The following is a 15258-nucleotide window of genomic DNA, read 5'->3' as shown; positions in this document are numbered from 1 at the left end:
TCTTCACCTGTCACCGTCAGCCATCTCCCCCTTCGACGCCCGAGGCGTCGCCAAGCGCTTTCGCCATGAACCGGCGCGTTGATGATCCGCAAGCCGCGATCCCGGCCTGGGAGCCTTTGTCACCCGAGGTGCTTGCCGACCAGCTGGGCACCTACGACCGCCAGCGCATCGCCTGTGCGCTGGCCCGGTCGCCCCGCGGCGTCACGCTGTTCCGGCATGCCGACGTCGTCGCGGCGGCACACGACCCGCAGACCTTCTCGTCGGCCGTGTCGGCGCGGCGCGCAGTCCCGAACGGCATGGATCCGCCCGAACACGCCCCCTGGCGGGCACTGGTCGACAGCTTCTTCGCCCCTGCGCAGATCACCGCGCTGGAGCCCCGCGTGCGCGCGATTGCCGATGCCCTCGTGGCAGCGCTGCCGCGCGGCACCGTGGTCGACGCGGTCGCCGAGATCGGCCGACCGTTCGCCGTTCGGGCGCAGACGGCCTGGCTGGGGTGGCAGGGAATCGAGGACGAACTGCTTGCCTGGATGGCCGAGAACCACGCCGCCACGCGCAGCGGCGACACCGCGCGCAGCGCCGCCGTTGCCGCGGCGTTCGACGAGATCATCCGCAGGCAACTGCGCAGGCGCCGCACGCCGGACCAGGCCACCTCCGACGATCCGACCACCGCACTGCTGACCGCAACGCTCGACGGGCAGCCCTTGAGCGAAGCGGACATCGTCTCCATCCTGCGCAACTGGACGGCGGGTGATCTCGCGTCGATGGCGGCGGCCCTGGGTGTCGTCGTCTGGTTCCTCGCCACCCACCAGGACGTGCAGCAGGCGTTGCGGGACCGCCCCCAGGACCTTGCGCTGGCGATCGACGAGATGCTGCGCATCGACGACCCCTTCCTCGTCAACCGGCGCGTGACGACGCGTGCCGTGCGCATCGGGGAACATGAACTCGCCGCCGGCGACCGCGTGTACCTCAACTGGACCTCGGCCAACCGGGACGAGGCCGTCTTCGGCGATCCCGGCGCCTACCGGCCCGAGCAGAACGCGCCACACAACCTCGTCTATGGCACCGGCATCCACGCGTGCCCAGGGCGACCGCTGGCGACGATGGAACTGGTCGTCGCCGTGGAGGCACTGTTGAAGGCCACGGCGCTCATCGATCCCGCGCCCGGTGCCTCGCCCGAGCGCGAGACCTATCCCCTGGGCGGCTGGCGCCGGGTGCCGGTCCGGCTGCGCTGAAGCGCACGTCATCGCGCGTCGCCGGGGCCACCTGACCATGACGGACACCAGCCACCCGGTCGGTGCGCCCTCGACGACCGGTCTGGCCGGCCTGTCGCCCGCTTACTGGAGTTTCCGGGCTGCTGGGCCGGGCGCGGCACGTGGCAGGGCAATGAACCGGCGAACGGCACCGACACAGCGGCCGTCCACCGGAGACCTCGGTCCGTCCGCGTTTCGATGAGCGAATGACTTACGTCGTGAACGGCTATCTGGCAGAAAAGGGGCGCAAACGGCCAGCCGCGCTAGCCCGAACCCCTCATATTCTCCCGAGCCCGCCCCTCGAAACGTTCCCGAAACCGCTCGGTGCCGTAGATCGCCGGCCGCGCCAGGAACCCCGCCAGCACGTCCTTGCGCTTGCGCCGGTACAGCCAGCCCGGCACCCATCGGTACTCCTCCCTCACCTGCGCGTCGTACTCGGCGAAGCGCGCCGGGTCGGCGCCCAGGATGGCGAGATCAATGTCGACCAGCAGCCGCGCGTCGTCGCCCTCGGGCTCGGCGTCGTGGCAGGTGGCCATGATCAGCGCGCGCACGCGCTGCTGCACCTCGTGGCTTGCACCGGCCTGTGCGAGCGCTTCGCAAGCCCAGTCGGCGCTGCAGGCTTCGTTGCCCTTTCCCTGGGGGTCGTAGACGGCGTCGTGGAACCACAGCGCCAGCTCGACCTCGCCAGGGTGTTGCGCCAGGTCCAGCGCCGGTTCCAGCAGGGCCAGGCATTCGTGCAGGTGCTGCTGCGAGTGGTAGTGGCGCTGCGGCTCGGCCCAGGCACCCAGCAGACGCTGCATCAGGCCCTCGGGCGCGCTCAGGCCCAGGACCGCCCAGGCGCGTTGCCAGGAGCGTACGGGCAGGCGCTCGTCGATCAGTGAGATACGCCATGAACCCAGCTTGGTGGAGGCCAGGTCCAGCGTGTGGGTCTGCCGCCCCTGTGCATCGGCCAGCGCGAGCCTCAGGTGATGGCGGTCGTCGCTGGGCGCCACGGCGCTCAAAGGCGGACGAGCACCGTCCAAGGCGCGCAGCAGCGGCGCTGACGCAGCGTGCGCGGGGACACCAAATTCAACCGACAGCACGTTGCCAAACCCGGCGGCCCTTTGCAGTTGACCCCGCTGCACCTCCGGCCAATTGGCGGGGTTCTGGTGTCCTGGCGAGACGAACACCATCGGCAACGCCGGGTCGTCGCTGGCGCAGGCCACCGCAATGCCCATGCCCTCGGGCAGGTAGGGCGGGCGGTAGTCCCAGGTCGAAACGCCCGCGCCCGCCAGGTCGCCACGCACCGCGATGCCGAACGGGCAGACGCGTTCCTGTTTCCAGCGGCTGCGCTCCCACAGGCGCGTGCGAGCGACGGGCGCGCTGCGCGCCTCGGGTTCGCTCGTGAGCCAGAGCAGTTCGAGGTAGAGGTTGTCGAAGGCGAAACAGGCGTTGGCTGTGCCCTGCCCGGGGTGCGCACGGCGGTAGGTCTCGGTCAGGCCGAGATGCCGGAGGGCCTCGATCTCGGGGCCGTCGGGTTCGATGAGCAGGAAGAGGTGGTCAACAGCCAGCGTCATCGCGGGCACTTCACAGCAGCGCCTTCGCCGCCTTGATGCGCAGCTCCATGGCCACCGACGGGTCGTTCATCACGTCCAGCAGGAACTGGCGCGGGTCGTCGTGGCGGCGGATCGTGCTGGCCGCCGCTGGGGTCACGACCGTGGGCACAGGCGGCTGCACCGCCGGCAGGAACGGCGAGGGCTCGGGTGTCAGCCGGGCCAGGGCGATCTGGAACTCGGCGCGGGTGACGGGCCGCAGGCGCGAGAGCAGATCGGCCTGGGCCTCGTCACCCGGCGGGATGTCCAGCGAGGGGTCGTCGCCGAACACGGCGGCCAGGTCGGGTGCGACGAAGGCCGACCAGCGGCCGGTCTCCGCCTGCAGCTGCGGCACACGCGCCGGTTCGACCTGCAGTCCGGGGTCGGACGACGGCCAGCAGCGCCGGCGAGCGGGTGCCACGTCGCCCAGATAGCGGTCGCACAGGCCGTCGAGGAAGGCGGCCGCCGTGTGGATCGGCACCGGGTCGGCGAGCGAAAACCAGAGTTCAAAGGCGTCCACGCCGTTGACCGCGATGGCGGGTGCGGGCAGGTCCAGGTCGGCCTGCACGCCGCGCCAGACGGCCGACAGCGGCGCCCAGTCGGCCGGCCCGCTGAGGGCGAGCACCAGGTGGCGCAGCCGGCCTTCGGCAGTGGCATCGGGGTCGGAGGCGAAGAGTCGCTGGTGTTCGGTGTCGAGTCGGTTCATGCGGGCAATGGTAGCCGCGGGCATAATTCACTCCGACGTTCTCAGGGCGGGGTGAAACTCCCCACCGGCGGTGTCCGAGGCTTCGGCCGAGGGAGCCCGCGAGCGCCTGCTGGCTCATGCTGGCAGGGTCAGCAGACATGGAAGGCGATGCCCGCGCAAAGCCGAAGCCATGGCCGACGGTCACAGTCCGGATGAAAGAGACACGCAACCAATCCCAGCCACGCGCTCGTGCAGCGCCGTGGCTGCCTTGGCTTTGTCGCGCCCTGCGAGCGGTGTTTGTTCAACCCGTTCAACCCCGACGACCGAAGCCATGTCCGAATTCCAGCTCGCCCCCATCCCCGAACTCGTGGCCGACATCGCGGCCGGCCGCATGGTCGTGCTCGTCGACGACGAGAACCGCGAAAACGAAGGCGATGTGATCATTGCCGCTGACAAGATCACGCCCGAGGCCATCAACTTCATGGCCCGCTTCTGCCGCGGCCTGATCTGCCTGACCCTGACCGCCGAGCGCTGCGACTTCCTGCAGCTGCCGCCCATGGCCTCGCGCAATGGCACCAAGCACAGCACCGCGTTCACCGTCTCGATTGAAGCCGCGACCGGCGTCGACACCGGCATCTCGGCCGCCGACCGCGCGCGCACCATCCAGGTGGCCGTGGCGAAGGAAAGCGCGCCCACCGACCTGGTGCAGCCGGGCCATGTGTTCCCGCTGCGCGCCGCTGCGGGTGGCGTGCTGATGCGCGCCGGGCACACCGAGGCGGGCTGCGACCTCGCTGCGCTCGCCGGCCTGCAGCCGGCGGCGGTGATCTGCGAAATCATGAAGGACGACGGCACCATGGCCCGCCTGCCCGACCTGGTGGAATTCGCGAAGCAGCACGGCATCAAGCTCGGCTCGATTGCCGACCTGATCCGCTACCGCAGCCAGAACGAGCGCCTGGTCCGCCAGGTGGCGGTGCGCCCGGTGGCCACGCCCTACGGCGAGTTCGACCTGCACACCTACCAGGACGAGTTCGGCGGCGCCCATCTGGCGCTGACCTACGGCCAGTGGACCGCCGACGAGCAGGTGATGGTGCGCGTGCACGAGCCGCTGTCGCTGATGGACTGGCTCGACACCGCCAGCAGCCCGCACTCCTGGCCGCTGCAGGCCGCGCTGGGCGCGATCAAGGCCGAGGGCAGGGGCGTGGCCCTGCTGCTCAACCCCACGGAGTCGTCCGAGGACCTGATCGCCGCGGCCAGCCAGCCGCGCGCCGCCAAGCAGCGCAGCGAACCCGGCAACGACGCCGACCTGCGCACCTACGGCCTGGGCGCCCAGATCCTGCGCGACCTGGGCATCTCGCGCATGAAGGTGCTGGGCAACCCGCGCCGCTTCCCGAGCATGGGCGCCTACGGTCTGGTGGCCGAAGCCTTCGTGTCCCCGGCCTGATCAGCCCGTGACCGTGTTCCGCGCGCGGTGGTAGCTGCCATCGCCGCGCTGGAACAGCACGTCGTCCGGCAGCAGATCGCCGGGCTGCAGTTCGCGGGCGTTCTTCGCGCGCTGGTACAGCGGCGCGAAGTCGACGCGGGTGAAGTCCAGCAGCTCGTCGAGGTCGCGGATCACGAAGTAGCTCTCCTGGAAATCGTCGATGCGGTAGTGCGTACGCATCACGCGCTCCAGATCGAAGCGCACGCGGTTGGGCGAGGGGCTGTCGAGGCAGAACACCGATTCGGTGAACGACGAGGCGATGCCCGCGCCGTAGATGCGCAGGCCATCGCGCTGCTGCACCAGCCCGAACTCGATGGTGTACCAGTAGACCCGCGCCAGCTGCGGCAGGCAGCCCAGCTGCTGCGCGCGCAGGCCGCCCTGCCCGTAGGCCTGGATGAAGTCGGCGATGGCCGGGTTCATCAGCATCGGCACATGGCCGAACACGTCGTGAAACACATCGGGCTCTTCAAGGTAGTCCAGCTCGTGCGGCTTGCGGATGAAGTGGCCCGCGGGAAAGCGGCGGTTGGCCAGGTGCTCGAAAAACACGTCGTCGGGCACCAGGCCCGGCACCGCCACCACCTGCCAACCGGTGCGCTGCATGAGCACCTCCGACAGGCGGCGGAAGTCGGGGATCTGGTCCGCACCGATGGGCAGGTCCTTCATGCCCTGCACGAATTCGTCGCAGGCGCGGCCCGGCAGCAGTTTGGTCTGGCGCTCGAACAGGGTCTTCCAGGTCGCGTGTTCGGCGGCGCTGTAGTTGGCCCAGCCCTGGTCGATGGTCCAGTCGGCGTTGGCGGGGCGGCCGGCCTCGCCGGCGGCCAGGCCGTGTTTGGCGGCAACGGGTTCGGCCAGCATCTCAGCCTCCGTTGCGCTGGAACGGCGCGTAGGCCCCGTCGGCGGCCTTGGCCCAGGTGATGTCGCGCTCGGACAGGCCATCGGCGTCGTGCGTGGTGAGCGTGATGTCGACGCGGTTGTAGACGTTGAACCACTCGGGGTGGTGGTCCAGCCGCTCCGACACCGCCGCCATCTGTGCCATGAAGCCGAAGGCCTCGGCGAAGTTGGCGAAGCGGAAGCTGCGCGAGATCGCGCCGCGCTCGGGGTGGTGGGTCCAGCCGGGCAGGCCGGCAAGGTGGTGCTTCAGGGACTCGGCGTCCAGCGGTGTCATGGTGTCTCCTTGTGATGGGGCTCTGCGGGGCCCATGGGCTGTGCAGTTTGCGCCGTCTGTCGGACAATTTGCTCTCGTTTGCGCCCACGATCACCCGCTTTCACGAGAGACCCTTTCATGAACGAAGACATCGCCAAGGATTCCTTGCACGCCGCCACCCTCGACCGTCTGGACCGGCGCATCCTGGCCGCGCTGCAGGCCAACGGCCGCATCAGCAACCAGGAACTGGCCGGCCTGGTGCACCTGTCACCGGCGCAGTGCAACCGGCGCCACCGCCGGCTGGAGGCCATGGGCGTGATCCGCCGCTACGAAGCGCGTCTGGACGCCGACCGCCTGGGCCTGGGCGTGACCGCCTTCGTGCACATCTCGATGGAGCGCGGACAGCACAAGGAGGTGCTGAAGTTCCAGCGCACCGTCGGCAAGATGCCGCAGGTGCTGGAGTGCTACGCGGTGACCGGCGACTTCGACTACGTCTGCAAGGTGGTCGCACACGATCTCAAGGGCCTGTCCGACTTCCTGCTCGGCACGCTGGCGCAGCAGCCTGGCGTCAGCGGCGTGCGCTCGAGCATCTGCCTGAACGAGCTCAAGTGCACGGGCGCGCTGCCGCTGGAGTGAGGCCAGGCGGCGCCCGAGCCAGGCGCCGGCCAGCAGCACCATCGCGGCCCGGCGCCGGACCCTGCCGGTGTCGTCACGCATGGGTGGCCTGCTCGCGGCTGCCCATCACGTTGTACCAGTCGATCCTGCGGGTGGCGACCATGACCGCGGCCAGCACACCGAACAGCAGCAGCGAACCCATCATCAGCGCGTTGTCCTCCGACTGCAGGATGCCGTAGAGCACGCCGTAGAGCGCCACCAGCAGGCCGCTGATGCCCAGCGCCGGGCGCCAGCCGCCCAGCACGTGGCGCAGGTAGTGGGTCAGCAGCGCGATGCAGCCGGCGCTGGCGGCCAGGTAGGCGACGAAGAAACCCAGCTGTTCCGACAGCGAGAGCAGCAGCAGGAAGAACAGCACCAGGGCCGCGCCAATCATCAGGTACTGCATGGGGTGGATGCGCCAGCGCTTGACCATCTCCAGCACGAAGAAGGCGGCGAAGGTGAGCACGATGAACATCAGGCCGTACTTGGTGGCGCGCTCGGTCAGGCGGTAGACGTCGACCGGGTTGCCCAGCGAGACCGAGAAGCTGTCCAGCGCCACGCGCTCCTTGCCCTGCGACAGGAACTGCTGCTGCGCCTGGGTGGAGAGCGCGGGCACGCTCCATTGCGCCTCGAAGCCGTCGGCGTTCACCGTGCGCTGGCGCGGCAGGAAGTCGCCGCCGAAGGTGGGGTGCGGCCAGGCCGAGACCAGGCTGAGTTTGTTGTCATCCGCCAGCGGCACGAAGCCGATCTGCCCCGTGCCGGCCAGGTCCATGCCCAGGGTGAAGTCCAGCGCGGCGCCGGGCTGCAGCAGGTCGGCCCCAAGAGCGGCGGCCAGGGGCAGCGGCAGGTCCGCATCGGCCGGCGCTGCGCTGATGGTCAGGGTCTGGCCTGCGAGCTTCAGTTCGGGCTGGCCTTGCAGGCCGCGCAGGTCGCTCACGCCGAAGTTCAGCCAGGGCTGGCCCAGCGCGATCTGGCCGCCCTTCTCTCGCGGTGCCACGCCGTCCCAGACGAAACGCCCGGCGCTGTCGTGGCGGCTGTTGTAGACCGTGACCGGAAACACGCCGCGCCAGCGCACCTCGGTGGTGAGGCGGCTGCGCGTGTCCATGGTTTGAGGAAACACCGTCGCCACGCGGTGTTCCTTGACCGTCTCTTCGCGCTCGATGTTGCGCGCCACGTCGACCACCACCTTGCGGGAGAATGTCTCGGTGTAGGGCACGTGCAGCACGGGGCCGGTGAGGGTCTGTGTGCCGGCGTGGGCTCGGGCCACCTCGCGCGTGGCCTGTTCGCGGTTCTGGGTGCGCTCGGTGACCAGGTCGCTGACCATGGCCAGGGGAATCAGCAGCAGGACCATCAGAAAGCCGATGACGGCGGTCTTGCTCAGCAGGGGAAACCGGTTCACTTCTCGCTCCTTGTGTTGGGACGGAGCGATTCTTCAAAGCGGCTGTGCGGTGCCCACGCAGCCTGTGTGAAGCGAATGTGAAATATCTCAGGCCTTCTCCACACCCCAAGGGGTGAGACGCACGAACAGCACGGAGCTGAGGCCGTACGCCGCCATGCCCGCCGACAGCAGCGCGAAGATGGTCCAGGTGGGTGTCTGCCACAAGGCCAGCAGCAGGCCGCCGCCGGCCACCATCACCAGCCGCAGCGTGCCCGCCAGCACCGGGCCAACCGCCTTTCCCGCACCCAGCGACGAGAAGTACAGCGACAGGCCCAGTCCGAACAGGCCGTAGACCGGGCCGGCCCAGCGGAAGTAGCCCGCCGCGGCGTCCAGCACCGCCGGGTCCTGCGAGAACAGGCCGGTCCAGAGGTCGGGCGCCAGCGTCACGATCAGGCCCAGCCCGCCGAGGATGGCGGTGGCCAGCCCCGCCGCCGTCCAGGCCGCGCGCCGCGCCCGGGCCACCTGGCCGGCGCCGATCGCCATGCCCACCAGCGGCACCGATGCCACGCCCACGGCGAACGCGACCGGCACCAGCAGGAATTCGAGCCGCGTGCCGATGCCGTAGCCGGCCAGCGCGTCGGTGCCGAACTGCGCCACCAGCCGCGTGAGGATGAGGATGGTCAGCACGGTCTGCAGCGGCGAGATGCAGGCCACCGCGCCGACGCGCAGGATGTCGGCGAACAGCGCGCGCTCGAAACGAGTTCCGCGCATGTTCAGCGATATGCGCGCCCGGCCCGAAGCGAGAGTCCACCACAACCAGGCCGCGCCCGCCCCGTAGGCGACCACACCACCCGCCGCGACGCCCGCCATGCCCAGCGGCGGGAGCGGCCCCCAGCCCAGCCCGAGCACTCCACCCAGCGCCACCTGCAGCAGCGCCACGGCAAACAGCGTCACCGAGGGCGCGGCCATGTTTCCGGCGCCGCGGATCACCGACGCCAGGGTGTTCACCAGCCAGACGAACACCGAGCCCAGAAAGGCGACGTTGCCATAGGCCATGGCCTGGGCCAGCGCCTCGCCCTGCCCGCCCAGCGCCGACAGCAGGGCCTCGCCCAGCGTGAGCATGGCCACCATGTAGACCGCACCGGCGGCCAGCGCGATCCACACCGCGTGCACCGCCAGCGCGTTGGCCCGCGCGGCATCGCCCGCGCCCAGCGCCCGGCTCACCGCCGACGAGACGCCGCCGCCCATGGCCCCGGCCGACAGCATCATCTGGAACATCACGAAGGGAAACACCAGCGCCATGCCGGCCAGCGCGGGCGAGCCGAAGCGGCCGACGTAGGCGGTCTCGGCGATGGCCGCCAGCGCTGTCGCCAGCATGGCCACCATGTTGGGCAGCGCGAACCTCAGCAGCAGCGGCAGGATGGGCGCGGTCAACAGGGGGTTGGGCGCGTGGACGCCGGGCTCACTCATCGCCCTCGCCCCCGGCCGCCACGGGAGCGAGCTTGTCCATCGACGCGTCGATCAGCGTGTGCAGCGCCACCACCTGGTCCTCGCCGAGCAGGCGGTTGATGCCCAGTTGCGCCACCTTCCAGCGGCGTTTGGCTTCGGCGCGCTTCTCGCGGCCGGCGGGCGTGAGGCTCACCAGGCGGCTGCGCGCGTCCTCGCCCGCCGCGACCACGACCCAGCCGGCATCGACCAGCGGCCGCAGGTTACGCGTGAGCGTGGACGCGTCCATCTTCAGCCCCTCGGCCAGCTCGCCGGGACGCACCGGCCCCAGTTTGTCGACATAGGACAGCAGCGAGTACTGCGTGGTCTTGAGCCCCACCTGCGCCATCTCGGCGTCGTAGAACTGGGCCACGCGGCGCATGAACTGGCGCAGCTTGAGGTTGGTGCAACCTTGCGGCAGGGATTTGGGGGTGGTGCTTGCGGCCATGAGTTGATTGTATCTACAATAATTGCATATGCAACTGTTTTGAGGACACACCATGGATACTGAGAACATCCGCCTGCGCTGGGAACAGGAAGAAGCCGCCGTGCGGCAGCGCATTGAGGCCGGCGGCGGCCGGGCCGGCGTTTCAACGCCGGAACAGATCGCCGGCAAGACAGGGCTGGAGATCATGCAAGCGATGCTGCGCGGCGAGCTGCCCTACCCGCCCATCAGCGAGACCCTGGGCTTCTACCTGATCGAAGTGGGCGACGGTCACGCGGTGTTCCAGGGTGAACCGCAGTTCAAACACTACAACCCGCTGGGCACGGTGCACGGCGGCTGGTACGCCACCCTGCTGGACTCGGCGCTGGGCTGTGCGGTGCAGACCAAGCTGCCCGCCGGCACCGGCTACACCACCGCCGAGCTCGGCCTGAACATCGTGCGCGCCGCGAGCGACAGGACGGGGCCGCTGCGCGCCATCGGCAAGGTGATCCACAGCGGCCGGCAGATGGCCACCGCCGAGGCGCGCATCGTCGGCCCCGACGGCAAGCTCTACGCCCACGCCACCACCACCTGCTTCATCTTCGACGCGACCGCGCGGGCCGGCCGCTGAGGCACGGGGGCGCGGCGCGTCAGGCTGGCAGCGTCCAGCTCGCGCGGCAGCCGCGCGGGTCGGTCACGTTGTCAATGTGCAGCGTGCCGCCGTGCAGCTCGCTGACCTCCTTCACGAGGCACAGCCCCAGGCCCGAACTTTTCTCCTGCGTGTCGGCGCGCGGCAGCGAATAGAAGCGGTCGAAAATCCTGTCAGCCGCGTAGTCGGGCACGCCCGGCCCCTCGTCGCGCACCGACCATTCCACCCGCCCGTCCAGGCGCCTGGCAACCACCACCAGCGCCCCGCCCTGCGGTGAAAAGTCGATGGCGTTGTCCAGCAGGTTCTGCAGCGCCTGCGCGATCAGGAAGCGGTCGCCGTGCACCGTGGCGCCCTCGTCCAGCGTGGTCTGAACCCGCAGACCCTTGCGCCGCAGCGTCGGTTCGGCGGTGTGCAACAGCTCGCGCGTGAGCGCCGCCAGGTCCACCGGCTCCACCGTGCGCAGCTGCCGCAGCTGCTCCACGTCGGCCAGCGCCAGCAGCCGGTCGATCAGCTGCTGCAGGCGCTCGGTCTGGCGCTGGATGTTGCCCGCGAAGCGCTCGCGGTCGGCCTCGGGCATGGGCTCCTGCAGCAGCTCGGCTGCACCGCGGATCGCCGCCAGCGGGCTCTTGAGCTCGTGCGTCAGCGTGTGCACATAGTTCTCGACGTAGGCCTTGTCTTCGAGCTTCAGGCGCATGCGCTCGACCGCCTGCGCGAGGTCGGCGAATTCGGTGTTGCCCGAGAGCCGGCCCATGCGCGGCAGTTCGGCCCGCTCGCCGCGCGCCACCGCGTTGGCGTAGCCGCGCAGGCGCGAGAGCGAGCTGGCGATCCACCAGGTGAACAGCAGACCGATCGCCAGCGACAGCCCCAGCAGCACCCACGACCAGTTGAGGATGCGGTCGCGGCTGCGCTGGATGTAGGGCTCCAGCGTCTGGTTCGGGCGCGAGACGGTGAGCACGCCGATGATGCGCGTGCCATCCTTCACCGGCGCCGCCACGTGCATCACGGTGCGGTCGGCGTCGTAGGCGCTTTCGCCGCTGGAGCGCGCGCCGTACTCGCCGCGCAGCGTGCGCAGCACGTCGTTCCACTGCGAATGGTCCTTGCCCAGATCCTGCCCGCGGCTGTCGAACACCACGATGCCGCGCGCGTCGGTGACGGTGATGCGGTAGTCGACGCGCGACTTGCGAAAGCCCCAGATCGTCGCGCCCGGGTCCACCGAGGGCAGTGCCGACAGGGCCTGCGCAAAGGAGCCGCTGGCGATGGTGCCGGCCTTCAGGTCCGGCGCCGCCACCAGCGCCAGCGCGTTCGCCGCGTCCACCAGGCTGTCCTCCATCGCCAGCCGCGTGCCGGGCTTGACCTCCTCGATGAAGACACGCAGCACGACGAACAGCGCCAGGCCGAGCACCAGGAAGAAAGCGAACAGGAGGCGGAGACCGATGCGCACCAGCGAAGCCCGAGTGTCAGTCTGCCTCTGGAGCGCTGCCTGACATTCCGAGGCGCAACCTCATCGCTTCAACCTCTTCCTGGACTGCTTTGAGACTGGCTTCAGCCGGAGTGTCCCCATAGAACTTGTTGCATGTCTCGCGATAGGAAGTCAGCAAAGTCTGGACCTCCATACAAAGCTGCTTCAACGCGCTGGTTTCAAAGCGCTCAGGGACGCCAAGCAGTTCTCGCTCAGCCTTGTCACTCAACAGAACAAGATGCTCCAGATAGGCCGGTTTCAACAGTACCAACGGATTCTCTTGGCCTGAAATCGACACCACGGCCCCGTCATTTCCGGGCTCAAGCACCGAAACCTCTTCGTATGACTTCATGTTCGGATCTCCAACTGAATCGAATACCCCATGTTCCGGTGCGTCTGGATCAGGTCGGGCGAGAGGCCGCGCTCGCGCAGCTTGGCGCGCAGCAGCTTGATGTGGGCGTCGACCGTGCGGTCCAGCGTGTCGGGCGCATCGGCCCAGACCAGGTCCATCAGTTCGGCGCGCGAGAAGATGCGGCCGGGCCGCCGCAGCAGCGTCGCCAGCAGCAGGTACTCGTAGCGCGTGAGAGCGAGGTAGCCGCCGCCGCAGGCGATGCGCTGCGCGGGTTCGTCCAGCCGCAACGCGGCCGCCCCGGCCAGCGGCAGCGCGGCGCCCTGCTCCGCCGCCTTGCCGTTGGCCGTGCGCCGCAGGATCGCCTTGACCCGTGCGCAGACCTCGCGCGGCGAGAACGGCTTGCTCACGTAGTCGTCCGCGCCCAGCTCCAGCCCGAGTACACGGTCGATCTCCTCGCTGCGCGCGGTGAGGAAGACGATGGGCAGCTCGCTGGTCTTGCGGATCGCGCGGCAGACATCAAAGCCGTTGCCGTCGGGCACGCCGACATCGAGAATCGCAAGATCGGGAGGCTGCTGCGCGAATGCCGCCAGCGCGTCGCGCGCGAGGGTGACATGGGTGACCTCGAAGCCCTCGCTGCGCAGCGCGTAGAGCAGCGTGTCGGCGATCGCGGGTTCGTCTTCGAGAAGAAGAATCTGGGGCATTGCATGCAGGGGCGTTGAAGCAGGCGGCTACTCTGCCACACCCAGCGCCCGCTCCAGCTCCCGCCGCATCACCCCCCGGTCCACATCCACCCCGCTCCAGAGCCGGATCGCCACCGCGCCCTGGTTCACCAGCATGCCCAGGCCGTCGAGCACGGTGCAGCCGGCGGCCTCGGCGGTGCGGATGAGGTGGGTGTGCGGCGGATTGGGGATCGCGTCGGCCACCACCATGTCGGGGCGCAGGGTGCTCCAGTCGATGTCGAGCTGGTCGTCCACATTCGGGAACAAGCCGATGGAGGTGGCGTTGACCACGATGCCGGTGCCCGTGGGGATCGGCATGGTCGGCTGCCAGTGCAGGTATTCGGCGGTGGCGCCGGTCCTGGCCGCGATCAGGTCGGCCAGTTCCTGGCCGCGCAGCCGGCCCCGGTTGACCACGGTGATGTGGACCGCACCGGCCAGGGCCAGTTCCACCGCCACCGCGCGCGCCGCGCCACCGGCGCCGAACAGCAGCACGCGCTGGCCTTCGATGGTGCAGACCGGGCGCAGCGCTTCGACGAAGCCCTGGCCGTCGGTGTTCTCGCCCACCAGCAGGCCGTCCCGCAGCACCACGGTGTTGACCGCGCCGATGATCTGCGCCGATGGCGCGAGGCCGTCGAGGTGTTCGATCACGGTCACCTTGTGCGGCAGCGAGCAGTTGAACCCCGCCCAGCCCATGGCGCGGGCGCCGCGCACCGCGTCGGCCAGCTTCTCGGGCGGCACCTCGCAGTTGACGTAGCGCCATTCCATGCCGTGGTGCCGGTAGGCGGCCTCGATCATGGCGACCGTCGGGTTCTCGGCGGCGGGCTGGGCGAAGGAGCCGGTGAGCGTGTGGAGGAAGTTCATGGCGTGTCCCCGCGGAGCCTGGGCTCGTGAAAAGAGGCCCATGAAAACAAAAAAGCCGGTCTGGGGCAAGACCGGCTTCCGTGTGCGGGGCCTGCAGCAGGCCGCGGATTCAGATCACTTGCGCGCCGCCGCGACGGCGGCCTGGGTGTCCTTCCACAGCGCTTCGCCCACGTTGGCGGCGATGCTGGCGTTGACGGCGCCCAGCTTCTCGCGCATGCGGTTGGCTTCGGCCGGGCTGAGTTCGTTGACCTGCATGCCCTTGGCCTTGAGGTCGCCCAGGGCCTTGGCGGCTTCGGCGCGGGTGTCCTGGCGCTCGAAGTCGCGGCTCTTCTTCGCGGCGTCGGCCAGCACCTTCTGCTCGTCCTTGGAGAGGCCGTCCCACCACTTCTTGCTCACGGTAACGATCCAGGGGCTGTAGACGTGGTTGGTCACGGTCAGGTACTTCTGCACCTCGTAGAACTTGCTCGACAGGATGGTGTTGTAGGGGTTCTCCTGGCCGTCGACGGTCTTGGTCTCCAGCGCGGTGAACAGCTCGGAGAACGGCAGCGGGATGGCGTTGGCGCCCAGGGTCTTGAAGCTGTTGAGGAACACATCGTTCTGCATCACGCGCAGCTTGATGCCGTTCAAGTCTTCCAGCTTGGCCACGGGCTGCTTGTTGTTGGTGAGGTTGCGGAAGCCGTTCTCCCAGTACACCAGGCCGACCAGGCCCTTCTCCTGCAGCTTGTCCATCACCTTCTGGCCCACCGGGCCGTCGAGCACGGTGTCGGCTTCCTTGGCGTTGTTGAACAGGAAGGGCGTGTCCCAGATCGCCATTTCCTTGGTGATGCCCACCAGGGTGGCGGTGGAGCCGACCATCATTTCCTGCGCGCCGCCGATCAGGGCCTGCTGCATCTGCACGTCGGAGCCGAGCGCGGCGGCGCCGATGGCGCGCACCTTCATCTTGCCGCCCGAGGCCTTCTCGACTTCCTGTGCGAACAGCTTGACGGCGCGGCCCTGGTTGGAGTCCTCGTTGAGGCCGTAGCCAAAGCGGATCAGGCGCGGCTTGATGTCCTGCGCAAAGCTGGCGAACGGGGCGGCGAAGGCGGCCGCGGCGGTGGCGGCGATCAGGGTGCGGCGGAACATGGACATGACAGTCTCCTTGGGTGAA

General features: G+C 69.3%; 17 protein-coding genes, 1 pseudogene and 1 riboswitch. Of the genes and pseudogenes, 4 read left to right on the top strand and 14 right to left on the bottom strand.

Annotated features, from left to right (window positions below):
- Positions 1–65 precede the first annotated feature (65 nt).
- Positions 66–1232, top strand: coding sequence for a cytochrome P450 (locus BC358_RS22440; RefSeq protein WP_079365960.1), 1167 nt, complete (start codon positions 66–68; stop codon positions 1230–1232).
- A 281-nt stretch (positions 1233–1513) separates the two neighbouring features.
- On the opposite strand, the gene BC358_RS22310 is transcribed toward BC358_RS22440, so the two are convergent.
- The 4 genes and pseudogenes from BC358_RS22310 to BC358_RS22300 form a co-directional block, all read right to left on the bottom strand.
- Positions 1514–2125 (bottom strand): N-methyl-D-aspartate receptor NMDAR2C subunit, encoded by a 612-nt coding sequence (locus BC358_RS22310; RefSeq protein ID WP_373270141.1) that lies wholly within the window; start codon positions 2123–2125, stop codon positions 1514–1516.
- A gap of 414 nt (positions 2126–2539) precedes the next feature.
- A pseudogene (locus tag BC358_RS22305) lies at positions 2540–2806 on the bottom strand (VOC family protein); the annotation flags it as partial.
- Positions 2807–2816: 10 nt separating this feature from the next.
- Complete coding sequence (locus tag BC358_RS11685) at positions 2817–3527, bottom strand: hypothetical protein (RefSeq protein ID WP_079365958.1); 711 nt, start codon at positions 3525–3527, stop codon at positions 2817–2819.
- Positions 3528–3560: 33 nt separating this feature from the next.
- Positions 3561–3735, top strand: a riboswitch (FMN riboswitch).
- Entirely contained in the window at positions 3708–3839 is a 132-nt protein-coding gene (locus BC358_RS22300; RefSeq protein WP_256861484.1) for a hypothetical protein, read from the bottom strand. It overlaps the preceding riboswitch by 28 nt.
- Here BC358_RS22300 and ribBA point away from each other — a divergent pair.
- Positions 3838–4947, top strand: coding sequence for a bifunctional 3,4-dihydroxy-2-butanone-4-phosphate synthase/GTP cyclohydrolase II (gene ribBA / locus BC358_RS11680; protein WP_066150673.1), 1110 nt, complete (start codon positions 3838–3840; stop codon positions 4945–4947). The genes BC358_RS22300 and ribBA overlap by 2 nt on opposite strands.
- On the opposite strand, the gene phhA is transcribed toward ribBA, so the two are convergent.
- On the bottom strand, positions 4948–5922 hold the full coding sequence (gene phhA / locus BC358_RS11675; protein ID WP_373270138.1) for a phenylalanine 4-monooxygenase: 975 nt from the start codon (positions 5920–5922) through the stop codon (positions 4948–4950).
- Positions 5843–6151, bottom strand: a complete 309-nt coding sequence (locus BC358_RS11670; RefSeq protein WP_079365956.1) for a 4a-hydroxytetrahydrobiopterin dehydratase — start codon at positions 6149–6151, stop codon at positions 5843–5845. The genes phhA and BC358_RS11670 overlap by 80 nt, the downstream gene beginning before the upstream one ends.
- A 144-nt stretch (positions 6152–6295) precedes the next feature.
- On the opposite strand from BC358_RS11670, the gene BC358_RS11665 reads away from it, so the two are divergent.
- Entirely contained in the window at positions 6296–6766 is a 471-nt protein-coding gene (locus BC358_RS11665) for an Lrp/AsnC family transcriptional regulator (RefSeq protein ID WP_371836589.1), read from the top strand.
- Positions 6767–6839: 73 nt separating this feature from the next.
- Here BC358_RS11665 and creD read toward each other — a convergent pair whose 3' ends face one another.
- The 3 genes from creD to BC358_RS11650 form a co-directional block, all read right to left on the bottom strand.
- A complete protein-coding gene (gene creD / locus BC358_RS11660) occupies positions 6840–8183 on the bottom strand; it encodes a cell envelope integrity protein CreD (protein WP_179130063.1) in 1344 nt (447 codons plus the stop codon).
- A gap of 87 nt (positions 8184–8270) precedes the next feature.
- Positions 8271–9632, bottom strand: coding sequence for an MATE family efflux transporter (locus tag BC358_RS11655; protein ID WP_079365954.1), 1362 nt, complete (start codon positions 9630–9632; stop codon positions 8271–8273).
- The gene (locus BC358_RS11650) at positions 9625–10095 is read right to left on the bottom strand and encodes a MarR family winged helix-turn-helix transcriptional regulator (protein WP_079365953.1); all 471 of its coding nucleotides are present in this window, start codon (positions 10093–10095) and stop codon (positions 9625–9627) included. The genes BC358_RS11655 and BC358_RS11650 overlap by 8 nt, the downstream gene beginning before the upstream one ends.
- A gap of 52 nt (positions 10096–10147) precedes the next feature.
- Between BC358_RS11650 and BC358_RS11645 the strand changes: the two genes are divergently transcribed.
- Positions 10148–10702, top strand: coding sequence for a PaaI family thioesterase (locus BC358_RS11645; RefSeq protein WP_079365952.1), 555 nt, complete (start codon positions 10148–10150; stop codon positions 10700–10702).
- A 19-nt stretch (positions 10703–10721) separates the two neighbouring features.
- Here BC358_RS11645 and creC read toward each other — a convergent pair whose 3' ends face one another.
- From creC to BC358_RS11620, 5 genes are all read right to left on the bottom strand, one after another.
- Positions 10722–12161, bottom strand: a complete 1440-nt coding sequence (gene creC / locus BC358_RS11640; RefSeq protein WP_079365951.1) for a two-component system sensor histidine kinase CreC — start codon at positions 12159–12161, stop codon at positions 10722–10724.
- Positions 12162–12177: 16 nt separating this feature from the next.
- The gene (locus tag BC358_RS11635; RefSeq protein WP_079365950.1) at positions 12178–12531 is read right to left on the bottom strand and encodes a hypothetical protein; all 354 of its coding nucleotides are present in this window, start codon (positions 12529–12531) and stop codon (positions 12178–12180) included.
- Positions 12528–13232 carry a two-component system response regulator CreB gene (creB, locus tag BC358_RS11630; protein ID WP_079365949.1) on the bottom strand — a complete coding sequence of 235 codons (705 nt, stop codon included), beginning with the start codon at positions 13230–13232 and terminating at the stop codon, positions 12528–12530. The genes BC358_RS11635 and creB overlap by 4 nt, the downstream gene beginning before the upstream one ends.
- A 27-nt stretch (positions 13233–13259) precedes the next feature.
- Positions 13260–14111 (bottom strand): shikimate dehydrogenase, encoded by an 852-nt coding sequence (aroE, locus tag BC358_RS11625; protein ID WP_079365948.1) that lies wholly within the window; start codon positions 14109–14111, stop codon positions 13260–13262.
- 114 nt (positions 14112–14225) lie between these two features.
- Positions 14226–15239, bottom strand: coding sequence for a TRAP transporter substrate-binding protein (locus tag BC358_RS11620; RefSeq protein WP_079365947.1), 1014 nt, complete (start codon positions 15237–15239; stop codon positions 14226–14228).
- Positions 15240–15258 lie beyond the last annotated feature (19 nt).

Source organism: Hydrogenophaga sp. H7 (genome assembly GCF_002025745.1).
GTDB classification, from domain to species: domain Bacteria; phylum Pseudomonadota; class Gammaproteobacteria; order Burkholderiales; family Burkholderiaceae_C; genus Hydrogenophaga; species Hydrogenophaga pseudoflava.
Note: the sequence above shows the minus strand (reverse complement) of the source record. Positions and strands in the feature narration are given on the sequence as shown.